21 protein-coding genes and 1 pseudogene are annotated in these 26,023 nt (G+C 69.3%); 9 read left to right on the forward strand and 13 right to left on the reverse strand.

The genetic code is table 11. The features are described 5' to 3' along the window. Positions 1-123 precede the first annotated feature (123 nt). Complete coding sequence (locus HF519_RS12790) at positions 124-882, reverse strand: HAD-IIA family hydrolase (protein ID WP_211169944.1); 759 nt, start codon at positions 880-882, stop codon at positions 124-126. Positions 883-1,092: 210 nt separating this feature from the next. Here HF519_RS12790 and HF519_RS12795 point away from each other — a divergent pair, with 210 nt between their 5' ends. Beyond that, positions 1,093-1,857 (forward strand): hypothetical protein, encoded by a 765-nt coding sequence (locus HF519_RS12795; protein ID WP_169413143.1) that lies wholly within the window; start codon positions 1,093-1,095, stop codon positions 1,855-1,857. Then, positions 1,778-2,449 carry a methyltransferase gene (locus HF519_RS32845; protein WP_211169940.1) on the forward strand — a complete coding sequence of 224 codons (672 nt, stop codon included), beginning with the start codon at positions 1,778-1,780 and terminating at the stop codon, positions 2,447-2,449. The genes HF519_RS12795 and HF519_RS32845 overlap by 80 nt, the downstream gene beginning before the upstream one ends. A 64-nt stretch (positions 2,450-2,513) precedes the next feature. Here HF519_RS32845 and HF519_RS12805 read toward each other — a convergent pair whose 3' ends face one another. Together HF519_RS12805 and HF519_RS12810 are read right to left on the reverse strand one after the other, a co-directional pair. Further along, on the reverse strand, positions 2,514-3,326 hold the full coding sequence (locus tag HF519_RS12805; protein WP_169413145.1) for an Fpg/Nei family DNA glycosylase: 813 nt from the start codon (positions 3,324-3,326) through the stop codon (positions 2,514-2,516). A 4-nt stretch (positions 3,327-3,330) separates the two neighbouring features. Beyond that, positions 3,331-3,822, reverse strand: coding sequence for a ribose-5-phosphate isomerase (locus HF519_RS12810; protein ID WP_169413146.1), 492 nt, complete (start codon positions 3,820-3,822; stop codon positions 3,331-3,333). Here HF519_RS12810 and HF519_RS12815 point away from each other — a divergent pair. Next, positions 3,796-4,512, forward strand: coding sequence for a DUF429 domain-containing protein (locus HF519_RS12815; protein ID WP_312860078.1), 717 nt, complete (start codon positions 3,796-3,798; stop codon positions 4,510-4,512). The genes HF519_RS12810 and HF519_RS12815 overlap by 27 nt on opposite strands. 71 nt (positions 4,513-4,583) lie before the next feature. On the opposite strand, the gene HF519_RS12820 is transcribed toward HF519_RS12815, so the two are convergent. Beyond that, positions 4,584-4,922: a hypothetical protein gene (locus HF519_RS12820; protein ID WP_169413148.1), complete on the reverse strand. Its 339-nt coding sequence runs from the start codon at positions 4,920-4,922 to the stop codon at positions 4,584-4,586. 471 nt (positions 4,923-5,393) lie between these two features. Here HF519_RS12820 and HF519_RS12830 point away from each other — a divergent pair, with 471 nt between their 5' ends. The 4 genes from HF519_RS12830 (at position 5,394) to HF519_RS12845 (ending at position 11,670) form a co-directional block, all read left to right on the forward strand. After that, on the forward strand, positions 5,394-6,182 hold the full coding sequence (locus HF519_RS12830; protein WP_169413149.1) for an MBL fold metallo-hydrolase: 789 nt from the start codon (positions 5,394-5,396) through the stop codon (positions 6,180-6,182). Positions 6,183-6,469: 287 nt separating this feature from the next. After that, complete coding sequence (locus HF519_RS12835; protein WP_169413150.1) at positions 6,470-7,117, forward strand: TenA family protein; 648 nt, start codon at positions 6,470-6,472, stop codon at positions 7,115-7,117. A gap of 102 nt (positions 7,118-7,219) precedes the next feature. Continuing rightward, on the forward strand, positions 7,220-9,796 hold the full coding sequence (locus HF519_RS12840; protein ID WP_169413151.1) for a carboxylate--amine ligase/circularly permuted type 2 ATP-grasp protein: 2,577 nt from the start codon (positions 7,220-7,222) through the stop codon (positions 9,794-9,796). Positions 9,797-9,888: 92 nt separating this feature from the next. Beyond that, positions 9,889-11,670 (forward strand): N-acetylglutaminylglutamine amidotransferase, encoded by a 1,782-nt coding sequence (locus HF519_RS12845; protein WP_169413152.1) that lies wholly within the window; start codon positions 9,889-9,891, stop codon positions 11,668-11,670. A 320-nt stretch (positions 11,671-11,990) separates the two neighbouring features. Here the strand turns inward: HF519_RS12845 and HF519_RS12850 are convergent, their stop codons facing one another. Beyond that, the gene (locus HF519_RS12850; protein WP_169413153.1) at positions 11,991-12,788 is read right to left on the reverse strand and encodes a transposase family protein; all 798 of its coding nucleotides are present in this window, start codon (positions 12,786-12,788) and stop codon (positions 11,991-11,993) included. Positions 12,789-13,235: 447 nt separating this feature from the next. Here HF519_RS12850 and HF519_RS12855 point away from each other — a divergent pair, with 447 nt between their 5' ends. Continuing rightward, a complete protein-coding gene (locus tag HF519_RS12855; protein ID WP_169413176.1) occupies positions 13,236-13,640 on the forward strand; it encodes an HIT family protein in 405 nt (134 codons plus the stop codon). 1,038 nt (positions 13,641-14,678) lie between these two features. After that, the gene (locus HF519_RS12860; RefSeq protein ID WP_169413154.1) at positions 14,679-15,206 is read left to right on the forward strand and encodes a hypothetical protein; all 528 of its coding nucleotides are present in this window, start codon (positions 14,679-14,681) and stop codon (positions 15,204-15,206) included. Between the two features lie 156 nt (positions 15,207-15,362). Here the strand turns inward: HF519_RS12860 and HF519_RS12865 are convergent, their stop codons facing one another. From HF519_RS12865 to HF519_RS12900, 8 genes and pseudogenes are all read right to left on the reverse strand, one after another. Then, positions 15,363-16,649: a TetR/AcrR family transcriptional regulator gene (locus HF519_RS12865; RefSeq protein WP_169413155.1), complete on the reverse strand. Its 1,287-nt coding sequence runs from the start codon at positions 16,647-16,649 to the stop codon at positions 15,363-15,365. A 555-nt stretch (positions 16,650-17,204) separates the two neighbouring features. Next, a pseudogene (locus HF519_RS12870) lies at positions 17,205-17,737 on the reverse strand (transposase); the annotation flags it as partial. A gap of 320 nt (positions 17,738-18,057) precedes the next feature. Beyond that, entirely contained in the window at positions 18,058-18,831 is a 774-nt protein-coding gene (locus HF519_RS12875; protein WP_169413157.1) for an enoyl-CoA hydratase-related protein, read from the reverse strand. 146 nt (positions 18,832-18,977) lie between these two features. Continuing rightward, on the reverse strand, positions 18,978-20,672 hold the full coding sequence (locus tag HF519_RS12880; protein WP_169413158.1) for a flavin-containing monooxygenase: 1,695 nt from the start codon (positions 20,670-20,672) through the stop codon (positions 18,978-18,980). An 85-nt stretch (positions 20,673-20,757) separates the two neighbouring features. After that, positions 20,758-21,624 carry an SMP-30/gluconolactonase/LRE family protein gene (locus HF519_RS12885; protein WP_169413159.1) on the reverse strand — a complete coding sequence of 289 codons (867 nt, stop codon included), beginning with the start codon at positions 21,622-21,624 and terminating at the stop codon, positions 20,758-20,760. A 49-nt stretch (positions 21,625-21,673) separates the two neighbouring features. Then, entirely contained in the window at positions 21,674-23,287 is a 1,614-nt protein-coding gene (locus tag HF519_RS12890) for an AMP-binding protein (RefSeq protein WP_169413160.1), read from the reverse strand. Then, the gene (locus HF519_RS12895; protein ID WP_169413161.1) at positions 23,284-24,411 is read right to left on the reverse strand and encodes an acyl-CoA dehydrogenase family protein; all 1,128 of its coding nucleotides are present in this window, start codon (positions 24,409-24,411) and stop codon (positions 23,284-23,286) included. Before HF519_RS12895 ends, HF519_RS12890 begins: the two co-directional genes overlap by 4 nt. Then, positions 24,404-25,558, reverse strand: coding sequence for an acyl-CoA dehydrogenase family protein (locus HF519_RS12900; RefSeq protein ID WP_169413162.1), 1,155 nt, complete (start codon positions 25,556-25,558; stop codon positions 24,404-24,406). The genes HF519_RS12895 and HF519_RS12900 overlap by 8 nt, the downstream gene beginning before the upstream one ends. Positions 25,559-26,023: the final 465 nt, after the last annotated feature.

Below are 26,023 nucleotides of genomic sequence, written 5' to 3' on the forward strand. Positions count from 1 at the left end.
GCATCCCGGCCGCGAACGCCTCCAGCCGCGGGCGGACCTGCGCCATCTCCTCCGGAGTCACGACCCGAACGAGATCACAGGCAGCGCCGGATCAGTGGGAACGACACACCTAACAAAGCCCTACTAGAGACCCTCGATCTCGTCGACGAGCTCGGCGACGGACGCGACCACCCGGCTCGGCCGATACGGGAAGCGGTCGACCTCCTCGGCGCGCACGATGCCGCTGAGCACCAGGATGGTGCGCATCCCGGCCTCGAGCCCGGCGACGATGTCGGTGTCCATGCGGTCGCCGACCATCACGGTGACCTCCGAATGCGCCTTCAGCTGGTTCAGGGCGGCGCGCATCATCAGCGGGTTCGGCTTGCCGATGAAGTACGGCGACACCCCGGTCGCCCGGCTGATCAGTGCGGCGACCGACCCGGTCGCGGGCAGCACGCCCTCCGACGACGGCCCGGTCGGGTCGGGATTGGTGGCCACGAACCGGGCGCCCGCATCGATCAGCCGGATCGCCGTCGTCACCGCCTCGAAGCTGTAGGTACGGGTCTCGCCGAGCACCACGTAGTCGGGATCGCTATCGGTGAGCACATAGCCGATCTCGTGCAACGCCGTGGTCAGTCCCGCCTCACCGACGACGTAGGCGCTGCCCTCGGGGCGCTGGTCGTCGAGGAACGCCGCGGTGGCCAGCGCGGAGGTCCAGATCGACTCACAGGGCACGTCGATGCCGGTGTTACGCAGCCGGAACTGCAGGTCGCGCGGGGTGTAGATGGAATTGTTGGTCAGCACCAGGAACGGGATGCCCGACTCCCGGAGCCGAGAGATGAACACATCGGCACCCGGGATGAGCCGTCCTTCGTGGACGAGCACGCCGTCCATGTCGGTCATCCAGCACTCGATCGGCTTGGCGTCGCCCACGCGCGTCCCCTTGTCCTCGGCGGGCCCGTCCGGCGGCCCCAGGGTACGCAGAACGGCCCCGTCCCAATCGGCGACGACCAGCGGATCCGGGGCGATCATGACCGGGAACGAATGGAGCTCGCCGGGCGTTATCACTACCGAGCGGGCCATGCAAACCGGCCCACATAAGGAGTGAGAACTGTGACGGGCACGATCGTGACCCTCCTGGTGGTGGTGGGGATCATCGCCGGCGTCGTGTGGCTCGTGCGTCAGAAGACGGCCGCCCAGGCACGTGAGCTGGAGGACGCCAAGTCCGAGGCCCGGCGCTGGGTCGAGCGGCTCGGCGGCCAGGTCCTGAACCTCATCGGCACCGACGAGCCCTCCAAGCAGGCCCTCGCCGACGCGTCCGAGCGCTACAACGCCGCCGGATCGCAGCTCGAGCAGGCCAAGAGCACGGCGCAGGCACGCCAGGTCACCGAGACCGCCTACGAGGGCCTCTACTACGTGCGCGCGGCGCGGAGCGCCATGGGTCTCGACCCGGGTCCCGAGCTGCCGCCGCTACCGGGTCAGCAGCGCGCCGGCGCGGTCTCCGAGGCGCGCGACGTCGAGGTCGAGGGGCACTCCTACAGCGCCTCGCCCAACCCGTCCGACCGCAACCGGCACTACTACCCCGGCGGTAACGTCGCCGGCCGGCCGGTGCCGGCCGGGTGGTACTCCGAGCCGTGGTGGAAGCCCGCGCTGGTCGCCGGAGCCTGGGGTCTGGGCTCGGCGCTGCTGTTCAGCTCGCTGTTCTCCGGGATGTCCGGGGTCGCCTACGCCGACGGGTACGCCGATGGCGCCGCGGCGGCCGACGGCGGTATGGACGGCATGGACGGCGCCGACGCCGGTGGCGACATGGGCGGCGACATGGGCGGCTCCGACTGGGGCGGCGACATGGGCGGCGGCTTCGACTTCGGGGACTTCTGACCCACGACGACCGACCGTCACATCCGACACCGACCGGCCCGGGGGCACCGCCCCCGGGCCGGTTCGTCTTCTCCGGACCTGTGGCCGACGCGGTGGCCCGCACGGACGTCCCGGGATCGCAGCGCGGCCCCGTCCTCGCGCGGGGCGGGCTCTACCACCGGGCGCTGGAGGGGCTGCCGGAGGCGGTTCGCGACGGCGGCACACCGTTCGAGATCGTGCACGGCACACCGTTCTTCGAGCACCTGGCGGCGCGGCCCGCCGCGGAGGCGGCGTTCCAGGCTCGACGGCCGACCGGTCGGCGCACGAGGCCGCGGCCGTCGTGGCGGCGTACGACGTCGGGCGGTTCCGGACGCTCGTCGACGTCCGCGGCGGGACCGGGATCCTGCTCCGGTCGATCCTCGCTGCGACACCCGGTCTGGACGGGGTGCTGTTCGACCGGCCGGACGTCGTGGCCCGCGCCCAGCTACCGCCCGGCGCGACAACGGTCGCGGGTGACTTCTTCACGACGGTGCCCGACGGCGGCGACGCCTACCGGCTGTCCCGCGTCGTCCACGACCGGGACGACGACGAAGCGGTGCGCATCCTCGGCTGATACCGACGCGCCATGCGCTCCGATGCGACGTTGTTGCTCCACTCCCGAGCGCGGGAGACTCGGATCAGGCCGCTGGCTGGCAGCTCGGGCACCAGAACAGATTGCGGGCCGCATGCTCGGTGTGCGCGATCGGCGTACCGCACACCAGGCAGGGCTGCCCCGCCCGGCGGTAGACGTAGACCTCCCCGCCGTGGCGGTCCTTCCGGCCCGGCTCGCCACGCCGCCGCGGGTCGTGCTCCGGGCGCACGGTGTCGATCCGCCCGCGCCTGACGCCGTCACGCATCAGCACGACCAGGTCGGCCCACATCGCGTCGAAGACCGCACGGGGCAGCGCACGCCCCGGCAGCTGCGGGTCGACGCCGTGCCGGAACAGCAGCTCCGCCCGGTAGACGTTGCCGACACCCGCGACCACCGACTGGTCCATCAGCAGCGTGGCCAGCGGGGCGCGGGACCGTGAGATCCGCGACCAGACCTTCTCCGGGTCGGCGTCGCGACGCAGCGGGTCGGCGCCGAGCCGGGCACGCAGCGCCCGTACCTCGGCGTCGACCAGCAGCTCGCAGGCCGTCGGCCCGCGCAGGTCGGCGTAGTGCGTCGCGCCGACCAGGCGCATCCGCACCTGCCCGCGCGGTTCCGGAGCCGGGACCGGGGCCTCGTCGAACGTGCCGTAGAGCCCGAGGTGCACGTGCACCACGAGATCGGGCCCGTAGCGGTGGAACAGGTGCTTGCCGTGTGCCTCGGCGCGCAGCAGCACCCGCCCGTCCAGCAGCGCGGCAGACTCGGTGAAACGGCCCTGCGGGCTCGACACCGCGACCGGAGCGCCACCGAACTGCCTGCGATGCACCCGGGCCAGCCGGTGCAGCGTGTGACCTTCGGGCACGGGGTTACGGCCGGGCCGGGATCTGGTCGGGCGGCAGCGCCGGCGGCGCCCCGGTGCGCTCGTAGTCGGCGAGCATGCCGATCCGGCGCAGGTGACGCTGGTCGTTGGAGAACGGCGTGGAGACGAACGCCTCCGCGATCGCCGCGGCCTCCTCCAGGCTGTGCATCCGGGCGCCGATCCCGGCGACCTGCGCGTCGTTGTGCTCCCGGGCGAGCCGGGCCGTCTCCACACTCCAGGTCAGGGCGGCGCGGCAGCCGGGAACCTTGTTCGCGGCGATCTGCTCGCCGTTGCCGGAGCCCCCGAGCACGAAGCCGAGGCTGCCGGGGTCACCGACGGTCTGGACGGCGGTGGCGATGCAGAAGGGCGGGTAGTCGTCGTTCGGGTCGTAATGAGCGGGGCCCACGTCGATCACCTCGTGGCCCAGACTGGCCAGGTGCGCGAGCAGGTGGGCCTTGAGTTCGAAGCCGGCGTGGTCGGAGCCGATGTAGACGCGCACGGGCCTGCATCCTGCCCTATCGCCCCGGCGGCCGGGGTCGACGGGGTCCCCGACGGTTGGGTCGTCGCCCGGGTCGACCCCGCGGGTGACGTCCGATGGTCGGTGTGCACCGACGCCGCCGCAGTGCTCGACGCGACCACCGACTGCGTGGCCGTCGGGGTCGACATCCCGATCGGGCTGCCGTCGGGTGTTGCCCGCCGCGCCTGCGACATCGAGGCCGCGGCCCGGCTCGGCCGGGCCCGGTCCTCGGTGTTCCCGGCACCGCCGCGGCCGGTGCTCGCCGCAGCGTCCTACACCGAGGCCTGCGCGATCGCCCGCGAGCTCACCGGGCGCGCGATCAGCCTCCAGACGTTCCACATCGGACGCAAGATCCGGGAGTGGGACGCGCTGGACGTGCTTCCCGCCCGCGTCGTCGAGGTGCATCCGGAGCTGTCGCTGCGGACGCTGGCGCCGGAGGTGGACTTCGCGCCGAAGAAGACCACACGGGGCGCGGGCCAGCGCATCGCCGCTCTCGCCCGCTGGGTGGACCCCGCCGTCGCACTGGCCGACCTGCCCGCCGGCGCCCGCCTCGACGACGTGCTCGACGCGCTGGCGGCGGCCTGGTCCGCGCGACGGTGGGCACGCGGGTGCGCCGAGGTGATCGGCAACGAGACCGACGAGCGCGGACGGCCGATGCGGGTCGTGGTCTGACCCTCCCCGCCGGGCCGGTGGGCGCCCGGCGCGAACCACCGGGCGCACGGTAGCCGGCAGACCGCTGGACGTCAGCGGCCGCCCGCTGCGGCGAGGACCTTCTCGGCGAAGGCGACCGCGGCGGGGTCGATCCGGTCGGCGCCGGCGGTGGCGCGCAACCACCGCACGAGGTGCGGGGCCGTCTGCGGAGAGAGCGTGACGATCCAGCCCGCCGACGCGGCCCGGGCCTCGGCCACGTGCTCGGTGCTGCCGTCCTCGCGGTGTGCGATCACCTCGGGCCGGGTGGCGAGCAGACCGCCCACGGCCCAGCGGCCGGCGGTGGCGCGATCCGCGAGCCGTTCCAGCGTGTCGGCGGCGGCGAGCAGGACGCTCGCGGAATCGGCAGCTGGTGTCCCCTCGGCGTCGTCCACACCGCGAGTCTGGCAGCCGCCGCCGTCACTCCGGCCAGTCGGAGCCCCGGATCGTCTCGACGAAGTCGCCCCGCCGGGAGCCCGGCACGAAGTGTTGGAGGACGTCGGCCCTTGACGTCGCCGAACCTCGTCGCCGAACCTCGTCTCCGGGCGCGCGAGTCGCGGTCTGTCCGCGCGCGAGTCGCGGTCTTTCGGCGCGCGAGTCGCGGTTTCCAGGTGCCGGGTCTCGGTACTTCGGACCAGCGAACCGCGAGTTCACGCCGTGGCGCGCAGTGCTCGACGTCAGGGTGCTCACCCGTGACCTCAGACCGTCACGACGTCGAGGGCTGCGCGATCGCTGCGGCCGGGAACTGATCGCCGGCTGCTTCGCCGCCCACATCACCCTGGCTGTCGAACTCGATGCGAGCCCACCGCGCCGATCCTTGATGGACGGGCTGCTTCGCCCCACGGGCCGAGCGGCAGGATGGTGACGTGCGAGAGCCCGAGGGGTACTGGGTCGAGGTCGGGGACGGAGTGCTGGCGCGCCGGCACATCGAGCTGGACCTGACCACCGGCCTCGTGCTGGGTTCCGACCGCGCGCTCGTCATCGACACCCGGGGGGACGAGCGCCAGGGCGCCGAGCTGGCCGCGGCCGTCCGTGCCGTCACCCCGCTGCCGGTGCAGGTCGTCCTCACCCATGCGCACTTCGACCACTGCTTCGGCACCGCGGCGTTCCTGCCCTGTCCGGTGCACGCCCACCCCGCCTGCCGCGCCGCGATCGCCACCACCGCCGACGCGCAGCGCACCGAGTGGGCCGCCCACTACCGCGAGCACGGCAACCCTGGTACATCCGACGCACTCGCCAGGACCAGCCCACCGTTGCCCGACCACGCCGTCGACCCGGTGTCGGCCCTCGACCTCGGTGGCCGCACGGTCGAGCTGCGCCACCTCGGGCGCGGCCACACCGACCACGACGTCGTCGTGCACGTGCCCGACGCGGCCGTCGTGTTCGCCGGCGACCTGGCCGAGCAGGGTGCCCCACCGGACTTCGGCGACGCGTTCCCGCAGGACTGGCCACATACGGTCACCGCGTTGCTCGCACTGCGGCCATGTGTCGTGGTCCCGGGGCACGGGGAGCCGATGAGCGCGCACGACGTCGCGCAACAGCGTGACGCACTCACCGAGATCGCCGGGCTGCACGCCGCGGTCGCCGCCGGCGAGCTCGGCGGGGCGGCAGCGCAGGCGCGGTCCCCCTATCCCGGCGTGCGGTGGCCGGACTGAGTGCCCGGCTCCTTGCCGGATGCGCAACCCGGCACATGCGGACGCCCCACCAGCCCCCTCCGAGACAGCCGCCTCGCACTCCCGAAACGCGCGGCGCGCGCCCGAACGGGGCGACTCGCGGGGCAGGGGAACGCGACTCGGCCGCGGAAGTACCGCGACTCGCGGGGCAGGGGAACGCGACTCGGCCGCGGGAATACCGCGACTCGCGGGGGGTTGCGCGGCGCGTGGAGATGCGGGGCGGACGCCCCGAGGGCCGGAGGGCACCATGCACGCCTACGGTGCGGTACGTGACTTTCAGCGAGGAGCTCCGGGCGTCGACGGCGAGGGTCTGGGACGCGGCGGTCGGGCACCGGTTCGTCGACGAGTTGTGGCGCGGCACGCTGCCCCGCGACGTGCTCACCCGCTACCTGGTGCAGGACAACCAGTTCCTCGACTCGTTCGTCGCGCTGCTCGGCGCGGCGGTCGCGGGGTCTCGCCGGGGTGAGCCGCGGCTGCGGCTCGCCCGCCAGCTCGGTCTGGTCGCCGGACCGGAGAACGACTTCTTCGCCCGCGCGTTCGATGCGCTCGACGTGCCGGCGGCCGATCGCACGCGCCCCGAGCTGCTGCCACCCACGGCGGGCTTCATCGCACACATGGACGACATCCGGGAGAACGGCAGCTACCCCGATCAGCTCGCGGTGCTGCTGGTCGCCGAGTGGCTCTACCTCGACTGGGCCACCCACCCCGGCGCGGAGCTCCCGGCCGACGCCATCGCGCGGGAGTGGATCGAGCTACACCGCGGACCGGCGTTCGAGGAGTGGGTCGGCTTCCTGCGCACCGAGTTCGACACGGCCACCGCGGACCTCGACACCCGTCACCGGCAGGCCGTCACGTCCCGTTTCACCCGAACCGTCGACCTCGAGTGGGAGTTCTTCGAGGCCGCCTGCACCGGCTGACCTGCACCATGGGGAGCCGAACGGTCCCCAGCCCACCACCGTTCGGCGGCAGGTGACGGTCAGGAAAAGCGGTCGTAACACCGAGCCCCTAGCGTCACCGGTATGAGTGGCCCCGAGCTCCCCCTCATCGGTGTCGAGGAGGAGTTCCACGTCGTCGACCTGGAGACCCGCCACTCGACCCCCGAGGTGGACGCGCTGCTGGCCGAGCTCGACGGCGCCGAGTTCGCACCCGAGTTGCAGCGCTCGCTCGTCGAGACCAACACCCCGCCCTGCGCGACCCTCGACGACCTGCGCCGGCACCTGAGACGGCTGCGCGCGAGGCTGCACGACGTCGCCGAACCGCTCGGGCTCGGCGTCGTCGCGGCGGGCACGGTCCCGCTGGCCGACCTGTCGGGCGACGCCATCTCGGCGGGAGCCCGCTACGAGCGGATGCAGCACGAGTACCAGCTGCTGGTGCGCGAGCAGCACATCTGCGGTGCGCAGGTGCACGTCGACGTCCCCGACCGGGACATCGCCGTCGACGTGGTCCGCCGGTGCGCGCCGTACGTGCCCACGCTGCTCGCGCTGAGCGCCAGCTCGCCGTACTGGCGCGGCCGCGACTCCGGCTACGCCAGCTATCGCAGCATGATCTGGCAGCGGTGGCCCACCGCGGGCCCGCCGGGCTCGCTCCGCAGCGCCGCCGACTACGACGCGATGGTCACCGAGCTCATCGCGTCCGGGACCATCAGCGATCCGGGGATGGTCTACTTCGACATCAGGCCCAGCGCACACCTGCCCACCGTCGAGCTGCGGGTGTGCGACGCCTGCCCCGAGGTCGACGACGTCGTGCTCGTCGCGGGCCTGTTCCGCGCCCTCGTCGCCCGAGCCCGGGAGGACATCGACGCCGAGCGGCCGCCGCCGCAGCACCGTCACGAGCTGCTGCGAGCGGCGAACTGGCGGGCGGCCCGTTCCGGGCTGGAGGGCGACCTGGTCGATCTGGTCGGCCCGGCCCTGATCCCGCCGCCGCTGGTGATCGGGCAGCTCGTCGAGGGGCTGCGCCCTCAGTTGGAGGCGCTCGGCGACTGGGAGCAGGTGCTCGCGCTGTCGGAGGCCACGCTGGCCCGGGGCAGCGGGGCGGCCCGGCAGCGCCGCGCGTTCGGCCGCCGGGGCGAGCTGGTCGACGTGGTCGACGCGTTGCTCGCGCACACCCAGGGCCGCACGCTGCCACGGGACCTGCCGGTGACCGTGCCGATCGCCCCCGAGCTGCTGTCGGGCTATCAGCCCACGGCGTTCGACGAGGCGGTGAGCGCCCACGGCACCGTGCTGCCGCACTACGGTTGGCTGTTCCGGGCGCTGGACGGGCTGGGGGCGCGCGGGATGGCCGCCGCGGAGTCGGCGCTGCGGACCGAGCAACACGCCCGTGGGGTCACGTTCCGGGTGGCCGACGACGAGCCCGACCGGCTGTTCCCACTGGACCTGGTGCCCCGCATCGTCACGGCCGAGGACTGGGCGGCGCTCGAGCCCGGGCTGGCCCAGCGGGTCCGGGCGCTGGAGGCGTTCCTGCGTGACGTCTACGGCGAGCGCCGGATCATCAACGACGGCGTGGTCCCGGCGACCGTGGTCGACAACTCCCCCGGCTGGTCCCGGCTGGGCAGGCTGGTGCCCACCGGCGCGCTCCGGGTGGCCGTCGGCGGGATCGACCTGGTCCGCGACCGGGCCGACCGCTGGCTGGTGCTCGAGGACAACCTCCGGGTGCCGTCGGGCATCGGTTACTCGATCATGAGCAGGCGGCTGGTGCGTAGTGTCATGCCCGATCTCGAGCCGCCGGCGGGGGTGGTCCCGCTGGAGGGGGTGCCGGCCCGGATGCGTGCGGCGCTGCTCTCCGGGGTCGGCGACGAGAGGGCCGACGCTGCCGGAGCGGACGAGGCGGCACTGCTGTCGGCGGGCCCGCCCGACGCGGCGTTCTTCGAGCACCGGTTGCTGGCCGAGCAGATGGGCGTCGCGCTGGTCACCCCCCGCGACCTGCAGGTCACCGACGACGGGGTGTACCTCGTCGGTGACGGTGGCCGGCGACGGCTGTCGGCGCTGTACCGGCGCCTCGACGAGCAGGCGCTGCTGGAGGCGAAGGGGGCCGACCTGCAGCCCATCGGCCGAGCGCTGGTCAACGCCGCCGCCCGGGGCCGGGTCGCGCTGCTCAACGCGCTGGGCAACGGGGTCGCCGACGACAAGCTCGTCTACGCCTACGTCCCGGACATGATCACGTACTACCTGGACGAGCCGGTGCTGCTGTCCGGCGTGCCGACCTACCCGTGCACCGATCCCGACCGGCTCACCGAGGTCCTCGACCGGCTCGACGAGCTGGTGCTCAAACCCGTCGACGGTTACGGCGGGCAGGGCATCGTGATCGGTCCGCACGCCGGTCGCCGCGAGCTGGCCGAGCTCGCCGACGCCGTCCGGGCCGAACCGGCGCGCTGGGTCGCGCAGGACATGGTGATGCTCTCCACCCACCCGACGTTCGCCGAGAGCAAGCTCGAGCCCCGCGCCGTCGACCTGCGCGCGTTCGTCCTGCAGTCGCGGCACGGCGGCAGCACGCAGGTGGAGGTGATGCCGGCTGCCCTGAGCCGCGTCGCGCCCTCGGGCAGCATGGTGGTGAACTCCTCGCGCGGCGGGGGTGCCAAGGACACCTGGATCCTGAAATGACCGCGACCGAGGAGGATCTCGTCGCCGTCCGGAGAGGTCGGCGGCACGCAGCCTCCTGATTGCCGGAGGTCGAGGACGGGAAGGGAGGCGCCATGTGCGGTATCGCCGGAGAAGTGCGTTTCGACGGGCGGGCAGCCGATATCGCGGCCGTCGCCCGGATCACCGACGCGATGCGGCCCCGCGGCCCGGACGGACACGGCGTGCACGCCACCGGCCCGATCGCCCTCGGTCACCGCCGCCTGAAGATCATCGACCTGTCCGAGCGCGGCGCCCAGCCGATGGTCGACCCGCAGCTCGGCCTCACCGCGGTCTTCAACGGCTGCATCTACAACTTCCGGGAGCTGCGCGACGAGCTGGAGGGCCACGGCTACCGGTTCTTCTCCGACTCCGACACCGAGACGCTGATCAAGGCCTATCACCGGTGGGGCGCCGGCTGCGTCGACCGCTTCCTGGGCATGTTCGCCTTCGCCGTCGCCGAACGTGACACCGGCGTGCTCATCCTGGGCCGCGACCGGCTCGGCATCAAACCGCTGTACCTCACCGAGGACCCGGGCCGGCTGCGGTTCGCCTCGTCGCTGCCGGCGCTGCTGGCCGGGGGCGGGATCGACACGGCGATCGACCCGGTGGCGCTGCACCACTACATGTCCTTCCACGCGGTCGTCCCGGCGCCGGGCACGATCCTGGCCGGGATCCGCAAGCTACCGCCGGCCACCGTGCGCACGATCCGGCCGGACGGGACGTCACACGAGCACGTCTACTGGCGCCCGTCGCACGTGCGCCGCCCCGAGCTCGCCGAGTGGACCGCAGCCGACTGGCGCGACGCGGTGCTCGAGGCGCTGCGGCTCGCGGTGCGTCGTCGCATGGTCGCCGACGTCCCGGTCGGCGTGTTGCTGTCGGGCGGGCTCGACTCGTCGCTGATCGTGGCGCTGCTCGCCGAGGAGGGCCAGCGGGGCCTGCGGACCTTCAGCGTCGGTTTCCACCCCGCAGGTGGCGAGTCCGGCGACGAGTTCGCCTACTCCGACCTGGTCGCGGAGCGTTTCGGCACCGACCACCAGCAGATCCTCGTCGACCCGGCCCGGATGCTGCCCGCCGTCGATCAGACGATCGCCGCGATGGCCGAACCCATGGTCAGCCACGACTGCGTCGCGTTCCACCTGCTGTCCGAGGAGGTCGCGAAGTCGGTCAGCGTGGTCCAGTCCGGCCAGGGCGCCGACGAGGTGTTCGCCGGCTACGACTGGTACCCACCGCTCGCCGGGGTGCCGCGGAACCGCGCCGTCAAGGCCTACGCCTCGGTGTTCACCGACCGGACGCATGCGAAGATGTCCGAGGTCCTGGAACCGGGCTGGATGCTCGACCGCGACCCGAGCCGGGCGTTCATCGCCGAGCACTTCGGCGCCCCGGGGGCGCAGGACACCCTTGATGCCGCCCTGCGTCTGGACAGCACCGTCATGCTCGTGGACGATCCGGTCAAGCGGGTCGACAACATGACGATGGCCTGGGGACTGGAAGCACGCGTCCCGTTCCTGGACCACGAGCTGGTGGAGCTCGCCGCCGCGTGCCCGCCCGATCTCAAGCTGGCGCACGGCGGCAAGGGGGTGCTCAAGGAGGCGGCCCGCGGAGTGGTGCCCGACGGCATCATCGACCGCCCGAAAGGCTATTTTCCGGTGCCGGCGATCCGGCACCTGGAGGGTCCGCTCCTGGACCGGGTCCGCGACGCGGTCACCGATCCGGTGGCCAAGGCCAGGGGGCTGGTCCGCGGTGACTGGCTGGACCGGATGCTGGCGGATCCGAACACCCAGCGGACCAATCTGGGTTCCAACGCGTTATGGCAGGTAGCACTGCTCGAGATGTGGCTACAGGAGAGGGGGATCTGAGTGGACGCGACCCACAGCAGCAGCGGAGTGGCCGTGCCGTTCACCGACCGGCGCCGTGCGCAGCTCACGGGTGACGGTCCGGCCGCGGACGTCCTGTTCGCGGCCGCCTACACCGATCCCGTCCCCTCCCCCGACGGGACCATGCTGGCCTGGATCTCCGACCGTGACGGCAGGCCGCGAGCCTGGGTCGCCCCGCTGCCGCCCGCCGGGCCGGACGGCGTCACGACCATCGCCGAACCCGACTGGCCGCTGCCCGTCGACCTCGACGACCCGGATCTCCCCCCTGCCGACGTGCAGGCACTGAGCCTTTGCCAACCTGATCACGCGTTGGCGATCATCAGGGTCTGGACTGCGGCGACGAGCTCGGCCGCCCGACCGGGGCAGGATCGGATCTTGCGCAGCACCTTCCAGTTCTTCAGCTCAGCGTTGACCCGCTCGCCCGGTCCGCGGCGGCGGGCGTGCGCGGCGTTGACGTCCTTCTGGTTGCGCGACAGCCGCCGATAGCGGCCGGTGTCGGGGTCAAGGCGGCGTCGCCGCTGTGGGACGGCGACGGTTGGGCCGGCGCCCTGGTAGGCGGTGTCGGCGACGGCGGGGATCTCGGCGTCGGTGAGCGCGGTGATGATGCCGTGCTCGCGGGCGGCGCCCATGTCGTGGCGCGCTCCCGGCAGCGGTGGGGAGAGCCACACCAGCCGGCCGATCGGGTCGGCGATGACCTGCACGTTCAGGCCGTGGGCCTTGTGCTTGCCCGAGTAGTAGGCCCGGTCGCGGCCGGATGCCATGCCGACCCGGTCGATACGCAGCAGGGTCCCGTCGAGAATCACGAACGCCTTCCGCTGCGCGACCGCGATCGCCTGCTCCAGCGTCGGGGCCATCGCCGCGAGCAGTGCGAGCGCCTCCCGGATGTAGCGGTACACCGTCGACGTGCCGATCCGGAAGCCGCAGGCCAGATCGGCGTAGGTCTCACCTTTGCGCAGGTAGGCCATCACCAGCAGGGCCTGGCGGCCAGCGGAGAGTCTGCGCCAGCGGGTCGCCCGCTGGGTGCGGTGCGCGCGCAATGCATCCGCGAGCATCCCGAGGGCGCGGCTGGACACGGTCATCCCGGACGGGTAGGACAGCACGTGAAGCTCCTGGTGAGGCGAGTTGATCTAGGCAATCGCCCGTCTACCAGGAGCTTCATTTTTTCGTGGTCAGGCCACGCCGTACGTACGCCGACCTGCCCGTCTGCCAGGTTGGCAAAGGCTCACTGGATACGGTCGGGTCGTGCTCGCCCATCCCGCCGTCGCCTACCGGTGGTTACGCGATTTCCCGATCCAGGTCGCCGCCACAGTTGCCGTCAACGGGCTCACTGTCCCGGAGGTATTGCGCGGTTTCGGTGCCGATGCAGAACACCCCGTAGATCTCGCTGATTTTGCAACGAGCCGGGCCGGCACCTGGTCGGCAATCTGGGCGAGTCCGACTTGGCCCCTACACTCACGGTGATGAGTGGTGTGGAAGGCCGCCTCGCGGCCGCGGAACGCGGCGAGAATCCCACCGTGCTGGCCTGACTCAAGACTGGCTGGGCGGTCATCGGCGACACCCAGCACCTCCCCGGGTACTGCCTGCTGCTCTACCGGGGCGAGGCGAATCATCTCACCGACCTGCCCCGCTCCGAGCGGGCCGACTTCCTGCTCGACATGTCGCTGCTGGGCGAAGCGGTGCAGAACGTATGCAGCGCGCTCGATCCCCAGTTCCGGCGGGCCAACTACGAGGTGCTCGGCAACTCCTGGCCGCACCTGCACGCGCACGTGCACCCGCGCTACAACTGGGAACCGCCCGCGCACCGTAGCTCCCCGGTGTGGTCCTATCCGGACCGCAAGGACCCGCGCCACCAGCTCGACAGCCGCCACGACGCCCTGCGGACGAAGTTGGCCGACGAGCTGAGGCGGATCACCGCCGAGGCGGGGATGGGGCCGGACGCGGCACTGCGCTGACGTCTCTGTGGCGAACCCACAACCCAGGCCAGCTCGTCGACGTGGTCGGCCGGCTTCCACCAGCCCGGACGCTGCCCGGTCATCCGGATTCCGGTCCCTCGTCGCGGACGATCCGCAGGTCAGGGTCGAGCGGGATGCTGCGGAGGACGTCCAGCATCGCATCAGCATGCGCGCCCGGACCTCGTCGGCGGCCGCGTCCCGTGCCTTCACCACCTGGGCGATCATCTTCGCGCGTGCCCGTTCAGGAGTGAGGCCGCGCGCGGACGGGGCCTCCTCGAATCGCCAGTGGTACCTCGCGGCGAACAGGGTCCCGGGCGGCTCGGTCATCCAGACACCATTCCACCGGGGCCGACGGTTTCATTTCCGAGTCCGCGCTTCCATGCGCGCGGCGTCGTCGTCGGCCTGGCGGCCATGGTGGCGGGGGCTGATGCCGTCGAACTTCGCGTCGAGGCCGCGGGCGGGCGAGCGGTCGAGGTTCTGGCCGGGGGGCGGTTGTACCGGTTCGTGGGGCGCGGGTCCTTGTGGCCCGGCGTATCCTGGACGTCGCGGAGGCTGCCCCCGCCTCGTTGAGCGCGGACGTGGCTGCGGTGTGCCGCGACGAGTGCCTGCTGATCCGGACGGGGATCCCGGCCTACTCGCGGAGCTTGCCGAGTAGGTAGTTCACCTGCTGCCGGTTCCTCCGGCGGCCCTTCAGTTCGAACAGTGTGCCGCGCCGCCCATTGAGGTAGGTGGTCGATCGCGGCGGACGTCCCGGGGCCGCTGAGCAGCTTCTCGCGCTGGCCGCCCTTTCGGTTACGGTTATGACACGTCGCCCCGAGATCCCAGGACAGGTCCATTACCCGTGTCCCGCCTGGCAGGCTTCGGAGACGCGCATATCTTGTCGCCGGTCAATGACGCCGTTGAACAGGCTATCCACGTCTAGAGCAGACTCCTGACCCAGGTCAAGGGGTGTTCGCTCGGGTTGAGCCCGGGCTCGTCCTATCCAGTTACGCAATTCGCTGCCAAGATCTAATGACGTAATTGGTGAAGGGAGCTGGGATGACCCGGTCCGAGAGCACGTCACCTGCCGCGCCGCCGGTCCCGGAATCTGCCGGGGGCGCGGTCACCGCGGCCCGGCGGGCCTGTGTCGCGGCCGCCCGGGCGCAGGCGGCGCGGTGTCGGGCCGGGCTGCGCGCCGGCGAGGACCGGTATCCGGCGGGGGAGTGGGCCGCCCTGGAGCGGGAGGCCCTGGACGCGCTGCGGGTGCTGGCCGGGTTCCTCGAGCTGCACGCCGCCGACCCGATCGCCCAGGCCATCACCACCCACCTCACCCCGGCCCCCGCCGAGCCCTGGGGGGCGCGCGGGCCGCGCCCGGGCGGGGCAGGATCCCCCACGATGAGCGTCTCGGACCGGGCCCCCGTCGACCCCGGCCCCGACCCGGAGGCCAGGCCCGGCGGGGCGCGGTTGTGCGGGTACCGGCCCGCGGCGGGCCCGCCACCGGACAACAACGACGCACCTTCACACACGCTAGGTGATCTTCTCAAACACGTTCTTAGCCTGCCGACTCGCTTCACCTATCCGCCATAATGCTGACCAATGCGAATACGTATTGTGCCGGTTAATAATCGGAGGCCGTGGAGACCTGGCGCAGCGCCTCGAGAGTCGTTGGTCCCCGTCCTGATAGAAGGATACGTCTTTGCAACGGAATGTGGGATAGCTGACCGAGAATCCAGTCCGTGGCGCTCACTCGGCGTCCACGCCGGACTCCCCGGCAGGTGATGGCGCGTCCATGTGCTCGATGACGGTGTCGTAGAGCACCGAGAGGGTGGTCTCCGTGAGCTCATCGGGGAACGAAGGGTTGCCCCACAAGTGCGGAATCCGTGCGAGATCGTCGACCATGGTCCGCGCTGCGGTCGCGAGCGCATGAACGACTCGATCAGAAAGATCGGGCCGCGCGGTAGCGAGCCAACGTTGCCACTCGGCAAGATGATCGGCACGCTGGCGACTCATCACCTCGGCGGGGCCGTTCGTGAGTTCCAACGACTCGGTAATGGTCACGGCGTGGAGATCCAGAGCTGCAGCGGCGACCTGAATGTAAGCGCGGACCAGTGCGCGGAGAACGTCGTCGTCGTCAGCCGTCTCGGCTAGCGCGCGGTACGTTTCATAGGTAACCCACTCGTGAAAACGGCTGATGACAGTGAGTAGGACGCTTGCCTTGTTCTCGAAGTATCTATAGATCCCGGGACCCACGAGGCTGATGTCGGCGCCGAAGTCATCGATGCTGGTACCGCCGAAGCCATGTCGTCTGAGCGCAAGCGCCGCCGCATTAATGAGTTGTTCACGCCTTGACGTCGGAACGCGATGGCTCGGTCGGTCACTCGCCGCGGATCGCGGTGCGTCGTTCTGATGGGACGGCCCGGTCACGGTGGACACCGACGCTTGACAAGCTGCTGCGATCAACCGATGAAGGTGTCGCTGCGGCATGCGGGCTTCGTAGTAGCCGGCACTCGTGACGATGCTGAGCGTCGAGTATGCCCTGACCTCGGCTTTGAACGGGTCGACTGAAGGGTTCTCCCGGAAGATCGCGGCCTGGACCAGATGGGCGAGTTCTCGGGTGCCGGAACGTGTCGTGGCGAGGTCCTCCAACTCGAGGTGTCTGGCTTCTCGTTGCCAGAGGACCCCCAGATGGGGAGTGGTCAGCGCAGAGATGGTGAGGGCTTCGATGACGTCGTCGAGCGAAGCGTCGCGCGAGTGGGCTTCTCGGAGGGCCTTCAGCACTCGGTCCTGATCCTGTCGGATAACGAACGAGAGAAGTGCCTTCTTGTTGCGGTAGTGGCGGTACAGGGCGCGGGCGGTGATTCCACTCTCCGCAGCGATGTCGTCCATACGCACTGCGTGGAACCCGTGACGGCTGAAAAGCCGCCCGGCGTTGTCGGCGATCTCCGACTTCCGGTCTAGCGGTCGTCGTGAAAATTCCGGGGTGGTGGTCGCCGTTCGGCCACCAGGCTTGTTGGTCTCTGCACTCGGCATGGGAACTCCGATCCTAGCCCGGACCTTTCGCCATGCGCCCGGTGGTGATCGAGACCGGCCGCGGTCGGTCTTCGCGCGGTGATTCTGCCTGGTGGGCATGACGGTGCGCCGAGGTCGCTCCGGTGGGCGCCGGGTCCGCGGGCCGGGCGGGGTGACCAGCGTGTCCTGTGCTTGATCTGGGGGGTCACCGGCGCAGGGAGGTGCTTGCTGCCTCCGGGCCGAGGGGCCGTGTCCCAATAGGGACCTTGCCGCGAACAGGGCACCATCACAGTCCTGACTGTCCCTGCCGGTCCGGCGACGGCCACCCGTTCCCGAGCCGAGCTAGAGAGGAACGGCCGGCCCAAGATGCTCCAAGCGCCCGAGCCCAGCCAGGGCCACGCTTGACCACTAGGACATCCATGCCGCCGCCGTAATCAACGTGCTGGGCGTGCTGCTGGGTCCGTGGCCTCCCCACCAGCGGGGCCGGCTATCGACAGATGCTGCGCTGGGCGACAGGGTTCGGAACGGTCCGCCGAGCCGGTGTGGAGCGCAACCGGCTCCTGGGGCAGCGTTGGTCCGCCGCCTCACCCTCAGGCGGAACTCGGTGGCGTCGCCGTACCTGGCGTCGCCGGCCACTGGCGGGCGAGTGGCGGCCCCCATCCAGAGGCGGTGGGGCCGGTGATCTGGTCGAGCATGTCCAGCGCCAACCGCCATTTCTCCCGGTGCCGGACCTCGTCGCCGATCCCGACGCGGGCCCGCCGGACCCAGTTCCGCGCCGGCCCCTCCGTGTCCCAGCCGCAGCAGCGGTGGTGTCGGACCCAGGACTCGGGCAGGAACAGCCGCCAGTCGATCGCCGCGGACGTCCCAGTCACCGCGGCGTGCACGCTGACCCCGATCTGGCAGTTCCCGGCCTTGCCTAGCGCCCCGCAGTACATCCACGTCGCCCCGGGCGAACTGGCGCCGTCCTTGGAAAACCGGGAGTCATCGATGATGATCAGTGACTGCGGGTCAATGACTGGCCCGACCACCGCCAGCCGGCGGCTCACCTCGACGTACTCCCAGGCCGAGGACGTCACGAATTGCTGCAGCTGGTGGTCGACCCCGAGCCGGCCGCCACCGGCTCGCGCCGGAACCAGATCACGAGATGGTGGCGCCAGCCCGTCAGCGACACACCTAATACAGTGCTACTAGCCGCTGGCCTCGTCCATCCCGCAGGCCCGCCTCCGCCTGTCATTGCAGCTTTTTCGAGTCGGCGGAGTCAGCGCCGTCCGCCCGCAGCAGTTGCTCCATGCACCCATCGCGGTCGGCCGCCCGGGCACCTCCATAGGGGCCATGCACCCGCTTCGATGACCCCGTTCCACCAGAACAACGCCAAGCTTCCAGGACGACCTGCGCCTGCAGCGCGTCCGCCTATGCAGGCGGACGCGCATCAGGTGCCGGTGTAGACGGGGGAACGCTTCTCGAGAACCGCATTCACCGCTTCCTTCGCGTCGGAGTAGGTGGAGAACTCCCCGGACAAGGTCTGCTCGTAGCGGTAACCGTCGTACAGGTTCTGGTACTCGATCTCGTTAAGGCTCCGCTTGACGAACTCGAGGACTAGGGGACTGTGGCGTGCCATCAGCCGGGCGATTCGGTAGGCCTCGCCCATCAGCTCTGCGCGAGGGACCACCTTCAGCACACCGCCGTATCGGGCAACCTCCTCGGCGGTGAGGTTCTCCCCGGTCAAGTGCAGGTACCGGACCAGCTGCTGGGGCACCAGCCGTGATGCGTGCTTGGCACCACCCAGCAAGCCGACGTTGACCTCGGGGAGGCCGAACTTCGCGTCGTCGGATGCGACAACGAGATCGCAGGACGCCGCAATAGCCAGCCCCGTCCCCAACGCGGCGCCGCTGACCGCGGCAACGGTCGGAATCGGGTTGGCACGGAGGGCCCAAAAGGCGTTGCGCGCGTTCTCCATACGGGCCGGGGAGTTGTCGGGATCCAGAGACGGGAACTCCCTAAGATCATTGCCCGCGCAGAAGTGCTTACCCTCCCCGGTCAACACGATGGCACGGGTGTCCGGCAGGTACTCGCGAGCGTTCTCAAAGAACTGCCGGAGCTCCACGTACATCTCCTGCACGAAGGCATTAACCGGTGGCCGGGCGAGGCGCACAGTCGCGATGTGATCGGTGATGTCCCACTTCAAATATTTGATTTCCGACACGTGTGGTCTCCTCTCGTCACGACCGACGCAATCAAGTCGTGTGTTGTCCTGGTGGATGGTGGTGCTCAGGAAGGGCGACGCGGAGCACGCCGCCTCGCGCTGATCCTCACGCCCATGTCGGTGCGTCCGGATCCGTGGGGTCGCTGTCACGCATGGGCAACGGCAGGCTCACGTTCTGCATCCTTGACGCCAGCATGGGAGAAGAGGAATCCGGAGTAGCATTTGGCGGCCGCCTCGTTTATCCTGCGTCGGTATTCGAGGCCGCCGGCCAGATACATCAGGCATTTACGCGGCTTTCCAGGGATGTTCGCGCTCATGTACCAGCTGTTAGCCCTCGGGAAGAGGGTAGCGTTGGCGATCTCGTCGAGATGCTCGCTGTACTCGTGCTCGAGGGTGTCGGTCGGCTCGATCGTGGATGCTCCTCGGTCCCGCATGTGCGCAAACGCGTTGGTGATCCACTCGGTCTGCAACTCGGAGAGCAAGATTGGGTGATAGAGGGGGGCGGGGCTGCCCGGGCCGTCTAGGAAGAACAGGTTGGGAAAGCCTGCGGTCATCAGCCCGAGCGCCGTCCGCGGTCCGGTGCTCCAGTGCTCGGCAACTGGCAAGCCCCGGCGGCCGCGGATGTCGACCCGGAGCATGGCGCCAGTGACGGCGTCGAAGCCGGTTGCGAGGATGACCACGTCGAACTCGTACTCCTGCCCACCGGCGATCAGACCACGCTTGCTGAAGCGCTCGATCGGGTTCGCCTTGGCATCGAGGAGCTCGACGTTATCGCGGGCGAACGCCTCGTAGTAGCCGCTATCGGCAATGAGTCTCTTGGTTCCGAACGGGAAGTCGCGCGGCATCATCACCTCCGCGAGCTCCGGGTCGTGGATACGCTCGCGAGTCTTCTCCCGTACCCACTCGGCGACGGTCTCGTTCGCGACCGGATTGACGAAAAGGTCGGGCCAAGTGTTGAGGAGCAGCGCAAGGCCCCCGTTCTCCCAGCGCACGTTGAAGCCGGCTTCACGCTCCTCGAGGGTGAGCTCGTTCCACAGCCGGGTCTCCACGGCGCCGATATCGAAGTTGAGGGCCAGGGCGCCCGTCGGGTGCTGCCTCTGTGCAGCGCGCCACTTGTCGTAGTTTGCCTTGACCCGGTCAAGGTACTCGGCCGGCATCGGACAATTGCGAAGTGGGATGATATACGGCGCCGTTCGCTGGAACACAGTCAGGTGGGCGGCCTGCTCAGCGATGATAGGGGTCATCTGGACGGCAGTGGATCCGGTGCCGATGATGGCGACGCGCTTCCCATTGAAGTCGACCTCCTCACGCGGCCATGTGCCCGAGTGGTATACCTCGCCTGCGAAGTCCTCCAAGCCCTCGAACGCCGGCTTCGACGGCGCCGACAGAAACCCGGTCGCCATGATGAGGAAACGTGAGCGGACAGCGTGACCCCGGTCAGTGCGAATGTCCCAGGAGCTGGATTCCTCGTCGAACACCGCGCTCTCGACCCGCGTCTCGAGGGTGATGTCTTGCCGCAGATCGAACCTGTCCGCAACGTGGTTAAAGTAGCTGAGGAGCTCCGGCTGGGCGGCGTAGCGCTCGCTCCACTCCCACTCCTGATCCAACTCAGGGTCGAACATGTAGTTGTACTCGACGCTCTCGACGTCGACGCGGCAGCCCGGATAGCGGTTCCAGTGCCAGGTTCCACCCACTCCGTCGGCGGAGTCGAAGACTCGGCATGCATAGCCCTCCTTGCGGAGGCGGTACAGGGCGTAAAGGCCCGCGGCACCGGCGCCGACGATCACCACGTCGGTCGTCGAACGCTTGTGGACCCCGTCGTTCTCGGTGTTCTCGACCATCCAATTCACCGTTCTCCTCGTTGTGGTCACGCCGTATAGGCGCGGGAGGACCAACATCCAACGGGCCCGCCAGGAGCCGACTTGCCTACTGGCTGTGCGGCACGCCGCTGTGCTTCACGTCGGCGACGCGGATCTCGCCGCTGGACCTTCCCGCAAGGAAGTCGTCGAGCGTCGTCGTGTTGCAGCTCATGTAGAGGCGATTCAGTTGCTCGCCACCGAAGGCACAGGCGACAGCCCAGGTGCCGCGGGTGGGTATGCGATCGGTGATCTCGCCGCCTTCGACGACCCGGTAGAATCCGCTGTCGTCGCCGAGCGTGAGGGCGTTGCCGAACCACACACCACCCTCCGAGTCCAGGGCAATACCGTCCGGGTGCAGGCTGTCGTCGAGTTGCGCCCACACGCGAGGGTTCACCGGGTGACGGCGCTCGTCGAGATCGAACGCGGTGATGCGGTGGGAAATGGTTTCGGCGACGAGCAGCGTCCCGTCGGGCGTCATCGCCGTTCCGTTGGGAAACATCAGGTCGGCGTCGACCCGTCTGACGGAGCGATCCGGGGCGACATGGGCGAGATAAGCTGGCCGCGGCTCCTCCGCGCCGAGCAGGAACCCGAAGTTGCCGGCGTAGACATGGCCGTCCGCCGAGACGAGCATCTCGTTCGCCACCGAGGTGGCGATGTGCGAGTAATCGGCGTACGGGGTGAGCGATCCACCCTCCCCGATCTCGAGGATCATCGCGTCCTGCTGGGACACGACGAGAACGCGGCCGTCGGGGAGAAAGCCGAGTCCGGACGGGGTACCCTCGACCGAAGCCACAACCTCCGCGGAACCGTCCTCCGCGAACCGCAGCACCGTCTTCGCAAAGAAGTCACTGACCCACAGCTGGCCGTCATGCCAGCGAGGCGCTTCCAGGAAGCGGTGACCGGAGGAGAACGCCTCGTGTTCGTATTCATTCATCATTAAGCTCCTCACCATTGAGAGCTCACCGGAATGTCGCGACCACTGCTCACTTCTCGAGGAGATCGCGCACCATGTCGCGGAGCAGGAACTTCTGGACCTTGCCACTGGCAGTACGGGGAAGCTCGTCGACGACGAACAGCTGCTCCGGCAGCTTCTGCATCGCGATGTGGCGTTCGCGCAGCCACATCGTCACGGACTCCAGGTCGATCTCGGCGCCAGCAGTCGGGACGACAACAGCCGCGACCCGTTCGACCATCAGCGGGTCGGGGTAGCCCACCACTGCGACGTCCTCGATCCCGGGGAACTCAATGAGATGGTCCTCGACCTCGCGGACGCTGATGTTCTCTCCACCCCGGATGATGATGTCCTTCTTGCGGCCGGTAATGGTGACGAATCCGTCGTCGTCTATGACGGCGAGATCGCCGGTTCGAAACCAGCCGTCCGCGTCGAATGCGGTATTGTCGAGCCCGGAGTCGAGATATCCGAGGAACATCTCCGGTCCGATGAGCTGAAGCTCCCCCGCTTCCCCGGCCGGAACTGGTCGATCCGCGTCGTCGACAACCCTGAACTGGACGGCACCGAGTGCCCGACCGTCGGTCTCGGCACATTTGTTGGCCGGGTCCGACGGGGAACTAGCCACAGCGGTCGGGTACTCGGTCGACCCGTAGGCTCGACATACGTGACAGCCGAGTGCGTCCGTCGCCCGACGAACCAGTTCCGGAGAAACGTCGGCACCACCGCAGGCGAACACCCGCAGCGGGGATAGATCGGTGCTCGGCCTGTCGGGGTGGCCCACAAGACCATGCAGGAACGGTGTCGCCGCGAGCACGACACTGCAGCGATGTTCTTCGATCAGCCGTAACGCGACGCCCGGGTCCCAGACCTCCTGCAGGACGACCGAGGTGCCGAGCAGCGACGGCAACTGAAGGCCGAATATGACCCCCGTAATGTGGCCGACGGGGGATGGCATGAAGATCACATCGGCGTCGGTCAGCGAGAAGAACTCCACGATGCTGCGGTTCTCGTAGTCCAGCGTGTTGTGCGAGTGCATCGCCCCTTTGGGAGTTGACGTCGTACCCGAGGTGTACAGCAGCAGGCAGATGTCGTTCGGGTCCCGATCCGCCGCGGACGACACCAGCGGCTCCGCCGTGAGGAGTTCGTCAAATGGTCGGGTCCCGGCATTTTGCCCCTCGCCGACGACGACGACCTCGGCCAGATCTGGGAGATCGTCTCGGATGCGATCGATCATCGCAACGAAGTCGTAGTTGCGGAAGGTGGCGGGAACAATCATGACCTTCGAACGGGCCTGGCCGAGGATGAAGCGAACCTCGGTGTCCCGGTATATCGGAATGATGGGATTGCTCACCGCACCGAGCCGGAGCACAGCCAGGTGCGTCGCCATAGCCTCGATCCAGTTCGGCAACTGCCATGACACGACGTCCCCGCGGCCGATGCCAAGAGCAGTGAGCCCACCGGCGGTACGTGCGACGAGTTCCTCAACCTCCGAATACGTCCAGACCCGATCCCGATCCACGACGGCCGGCCTGGCGGGCGTCTCAGCCGCGACCTGGGTCAGGTACTCGTCGATGAAGCGGTTTTCCCAGAGTCCGGATTTTGTGTATCGGGTGATCAGCTCGTCCGTGAGGCGCGATGACTTCATCCCGCCACCTCCTGGGTCGTCGTGTTCCTCGCCGCTCCACCGGCCAGCACGGCGAAGCCGATTTCCCTCTCCAGATCGCGCTCGTCGCCGAACCACGACCGCAAGGCGAGGGCGTGTTCGTAGTACCAGTGCAAGGACAGTTCGAACGTGTATCCGATGCCGCCGTGCATCTGGATAGCGTTCTCGCACACGCGGCGCGCCGATTCTGCTGCGTACGCCTTGAGACAGGCTGCACGCAGGTCCACCGCTTGCGGCGAGGCGTCCCGAAGGTCCTCGGCCGCGGCCGCACACATGTTCTCGAGGGAACGAGTGGATGCGTACATATCGGCCACGATGTGCTGCACGGCCTGGAAACTCCCGATGGGCCGTCCGAACTGCTGCCGCTGTTGGACATAGGTGAGCGTCTGGTCGAATGACCACCGAGCCACCCCCGCGAGGTAGCACCCCACCAGCATCCTCATCCAGCCACGGATTTCGGCTGCTAGCGCTACTGCCGATCGCCCTTCGGCGGCCGGCCCGCCGAGGATTGAGGCACCCCTGAACCTGACCGTCGCCGTGGAACTCCCGGGGTCGCCTTTGCCGTCGGCCACCACGATGACACCGTCTGTCCTGGGATCGACAAGACATACCGTTCGTTCGTCGTTCGCGACGACCACGAGCAGCTCTGCCTGCTCGCCGAAACGAACCAGAGACATCTCACCGTCGAGCTTGCCGTCCGTGCATCTCACCGAGCCGAGCTGATCCGCCCAGGTGGATCCCGTGTGGGGGGCAACCAAGCCGACCGGCGCACCGTCTTCAACCGTAGCGAGAAGTGCGGACCGGCCCTCGGCGCTCGCCCGCTCCACCAGCAAAGACGGCAGTACGCAGTTCTCGACGATCGGGCCGGGCACGAGGTACTCACCCAGCGCCGCGAAAACCGGAGCGAGGTCGGCTAGCGGGAGTCCGAGCCCACCATATGATTCAGGGATCGCGAGCGAGAACCAGCCCTGCGCAGCCACCGCACGCAGAAAGTCGCGGTCCGTGCCGGTGCCGGTCAGCATGCCGAGCCGGCGGCGCTCGTCGAACGCCCGGTCCAGGTACTCCCGGATCGGCAGATCGAGCTTCTGGTCGTCGGGTTCAGCCACGAGGAAGTCCCAGGATTCGTTGAGCGATGATGTTGCGCTGGATTTGTGACGTACCGCCGTAAATCGACACTGCGCGAGAGAAGTAGTGATCGTGAATCCAGCGCTCGGCCTCCAGCCCGAAGGGTGCGAGGTTCGGGGCCGTCCGGAACGGTCCGAGGAGGTCGACGACGGACTCGAACACTGCCTGTTCCACGCCGTTCAGCAACAGCTTGTCTAGGGAGTCCTCCGCGGTCGGACCCGCCGCGGCAACCAAACGATCAATCGTCTTGCGGGTCTGCCCTTCGAGCACCTGCAGGGCTATCTGCGCCTTGCCGAGAGCAGCGGCAACCCGATCCGGCACCCGCTCGCGCCCGCCGCCACTCCACGACTGCACCTGGGCCACGGCATCGTCGAAGGCCACCTCCAACTCGGCCCGTCGCCGCACCGTGTAGCTTCCGCGCTCGGATCCCAGCGTGTGGTTGGCCACGGCCCATCCCGCATTGATCTCTCCGACCAGGTTGCGCTTCGGTACTGAGACCTCGTCGAAGAACACCTCGCAGAACTCCTCGTCGCCCGTCATCTGCACCAGTGGGCGGACGGTGATTCCTGGCGAGGACATGTCCACGAGCAGGTAGCTGATCCCTTTGTGCTTGGGCGCATCCCGGTCGGTTCTGACGAGCAGGGCGCACCACTGCGCCTGTTTCGCCCAGCTCGTCCACACCTTCTGACCGGACACGACGAAGTCCTCGCCGGCATCGCGCGCCGAGGTACGGAGCGAAGCCAGGTCCGAGCCGGCCTCCGGCTCGGAGAACCCCTGGCACCAGATGTCCTCGCCCGACAGCAGCCGCGGTAAGAGTTCACGGCGCTGCCAGTCACTGCCGTAATGCTCAATCGACCGGCCGACCACCTCGAGGCCGATCAACCCGATCGGCTGGGGAGCCCTGGCCCGCACCAATTCCTCGTTGAAGACGAGCTGGTGGACGGGAGACAGACCTCGGCCGCCTACCTCGGTCGACCATGAGATACCGAGCCATCCGCTCTCGAACAGCGTCCGCTGCCAGGCCCTGAGGACCTCAAAACGGCCGTCTATGTCCAAGGGAACAACGGGAAGGTTCTGGTCGGCGAACCACTTCCGCGCTTCGCCGCGGAATGTCTCCAGCTCGATCATCGACCCTCCTGGGTGTTCGCGCCGAGCGAAGCCGACCCGCGGCGCTCGGCGTACGAGATGCTGCACCAGCCGGAGGCGGTCCGTCAACAACTACTAACGCCACTGGAGCAGCGACCTGATGAGATCGGGGATTCAGGAGGCGGCTCTTGTGAGGTCCGTGCTGCGCCCAACCGCAGCGCGGAACGGGTCTGACGAGGAATTATAGCTGCCTACGACCGGCGCAGCCGGACGCGGAGACAGCAGCGCTCATCTCGGCCTGGCCCACCATCGAGCGCCTTGTCCATGAGCACTCACGACTGTGGCCTGGCGCCAGAGGTCAATCGCGAGACCGGCGAACGCGCGAGGGGGGTCCGGTTCGACGCCCGACCCTCCTCAGGAGGGCCCTACTATCGAGTCGACCGAGCTCGCCGCGCTTCGGGTCGACTGCGCCCGAGGGTCCTTGAGCGGCGATCGCGTCGCGATGCC

The organism is Pseudonocardia bannensis, from assembly GCF_012911875.1.
GTDB lineage: Bacteria > Actinomycetota > Actinomycetes > Mycobacteriales > Pseudonocardiaceae > Pseudonocardia > Pseudonocardia bannensis.

Bases quoted from the DNA above. Each gene is read 5' to 3' on its own strand.
- HF519_RS12865 (WP_169413155.1), bottom strand. From the start codon at position 16,649: ATGCCGAGTGCAGAGACCAACAAGCCTGGTGGCCGAACGGCGACCACC.
- HF519_RS12880 (WP_169413158.1), bottom strand. From the start codon at position 20,672: ATGGTCGAGAACACCGAGAACGACGGGGTCCACAAGCGTTCGACGACC.
- HF519_RS12790 (WP_211169944.1), bottom strand. From the start codon at position 882: ATGACCGACATGGACGGCGTGCTCGTCCACGAAGGACGGCTCATCCCG.
- HF519_RS12885 (WP_169413159.1), bottom strand. From the start codon at position 21,624: ATGAATGAATACGAACACGAGGCGTTCTCCTCCGGTCACCGCTTCCTG.
- HF519_RS12900 (WP_169413162.1), bottom strand. From the start codon at position 25,558: ATGATCGAGCTGGAGACATTCCGCGGCGAAGCGCGGAAGTGGTTCGCC.
- HF519_RS12845 (WP_169413152.1), top strand. From the start codon at position 9,889: ATGTGCGGTATCGCCGGAGAAGTGCGTTTCGACGGGCGGGCAGCCGAT.
- HF519_RS12890 (WP_169413160.1), bottom strand. From the start codon at position 23,287: ATGAAGTCATCGCGCCTCACGGACGAGCTGATCACCCGATACACAAAA.
- HF519_RS12840 (WP_169413151.1), top strand. From the start codon at position 7,220: ATGAGTGGCCCCGAGCTCCCCCTCATCGGTGTCGAGGAGGAGTTCCAC.
- HF519_RS12860 (WP_169413154.1), top strand. From the start codon at position 14,679: ATGACCCGGTCCGAGAGCACGTCACCTGCCGCGCCGCCGGTCCCGGAA.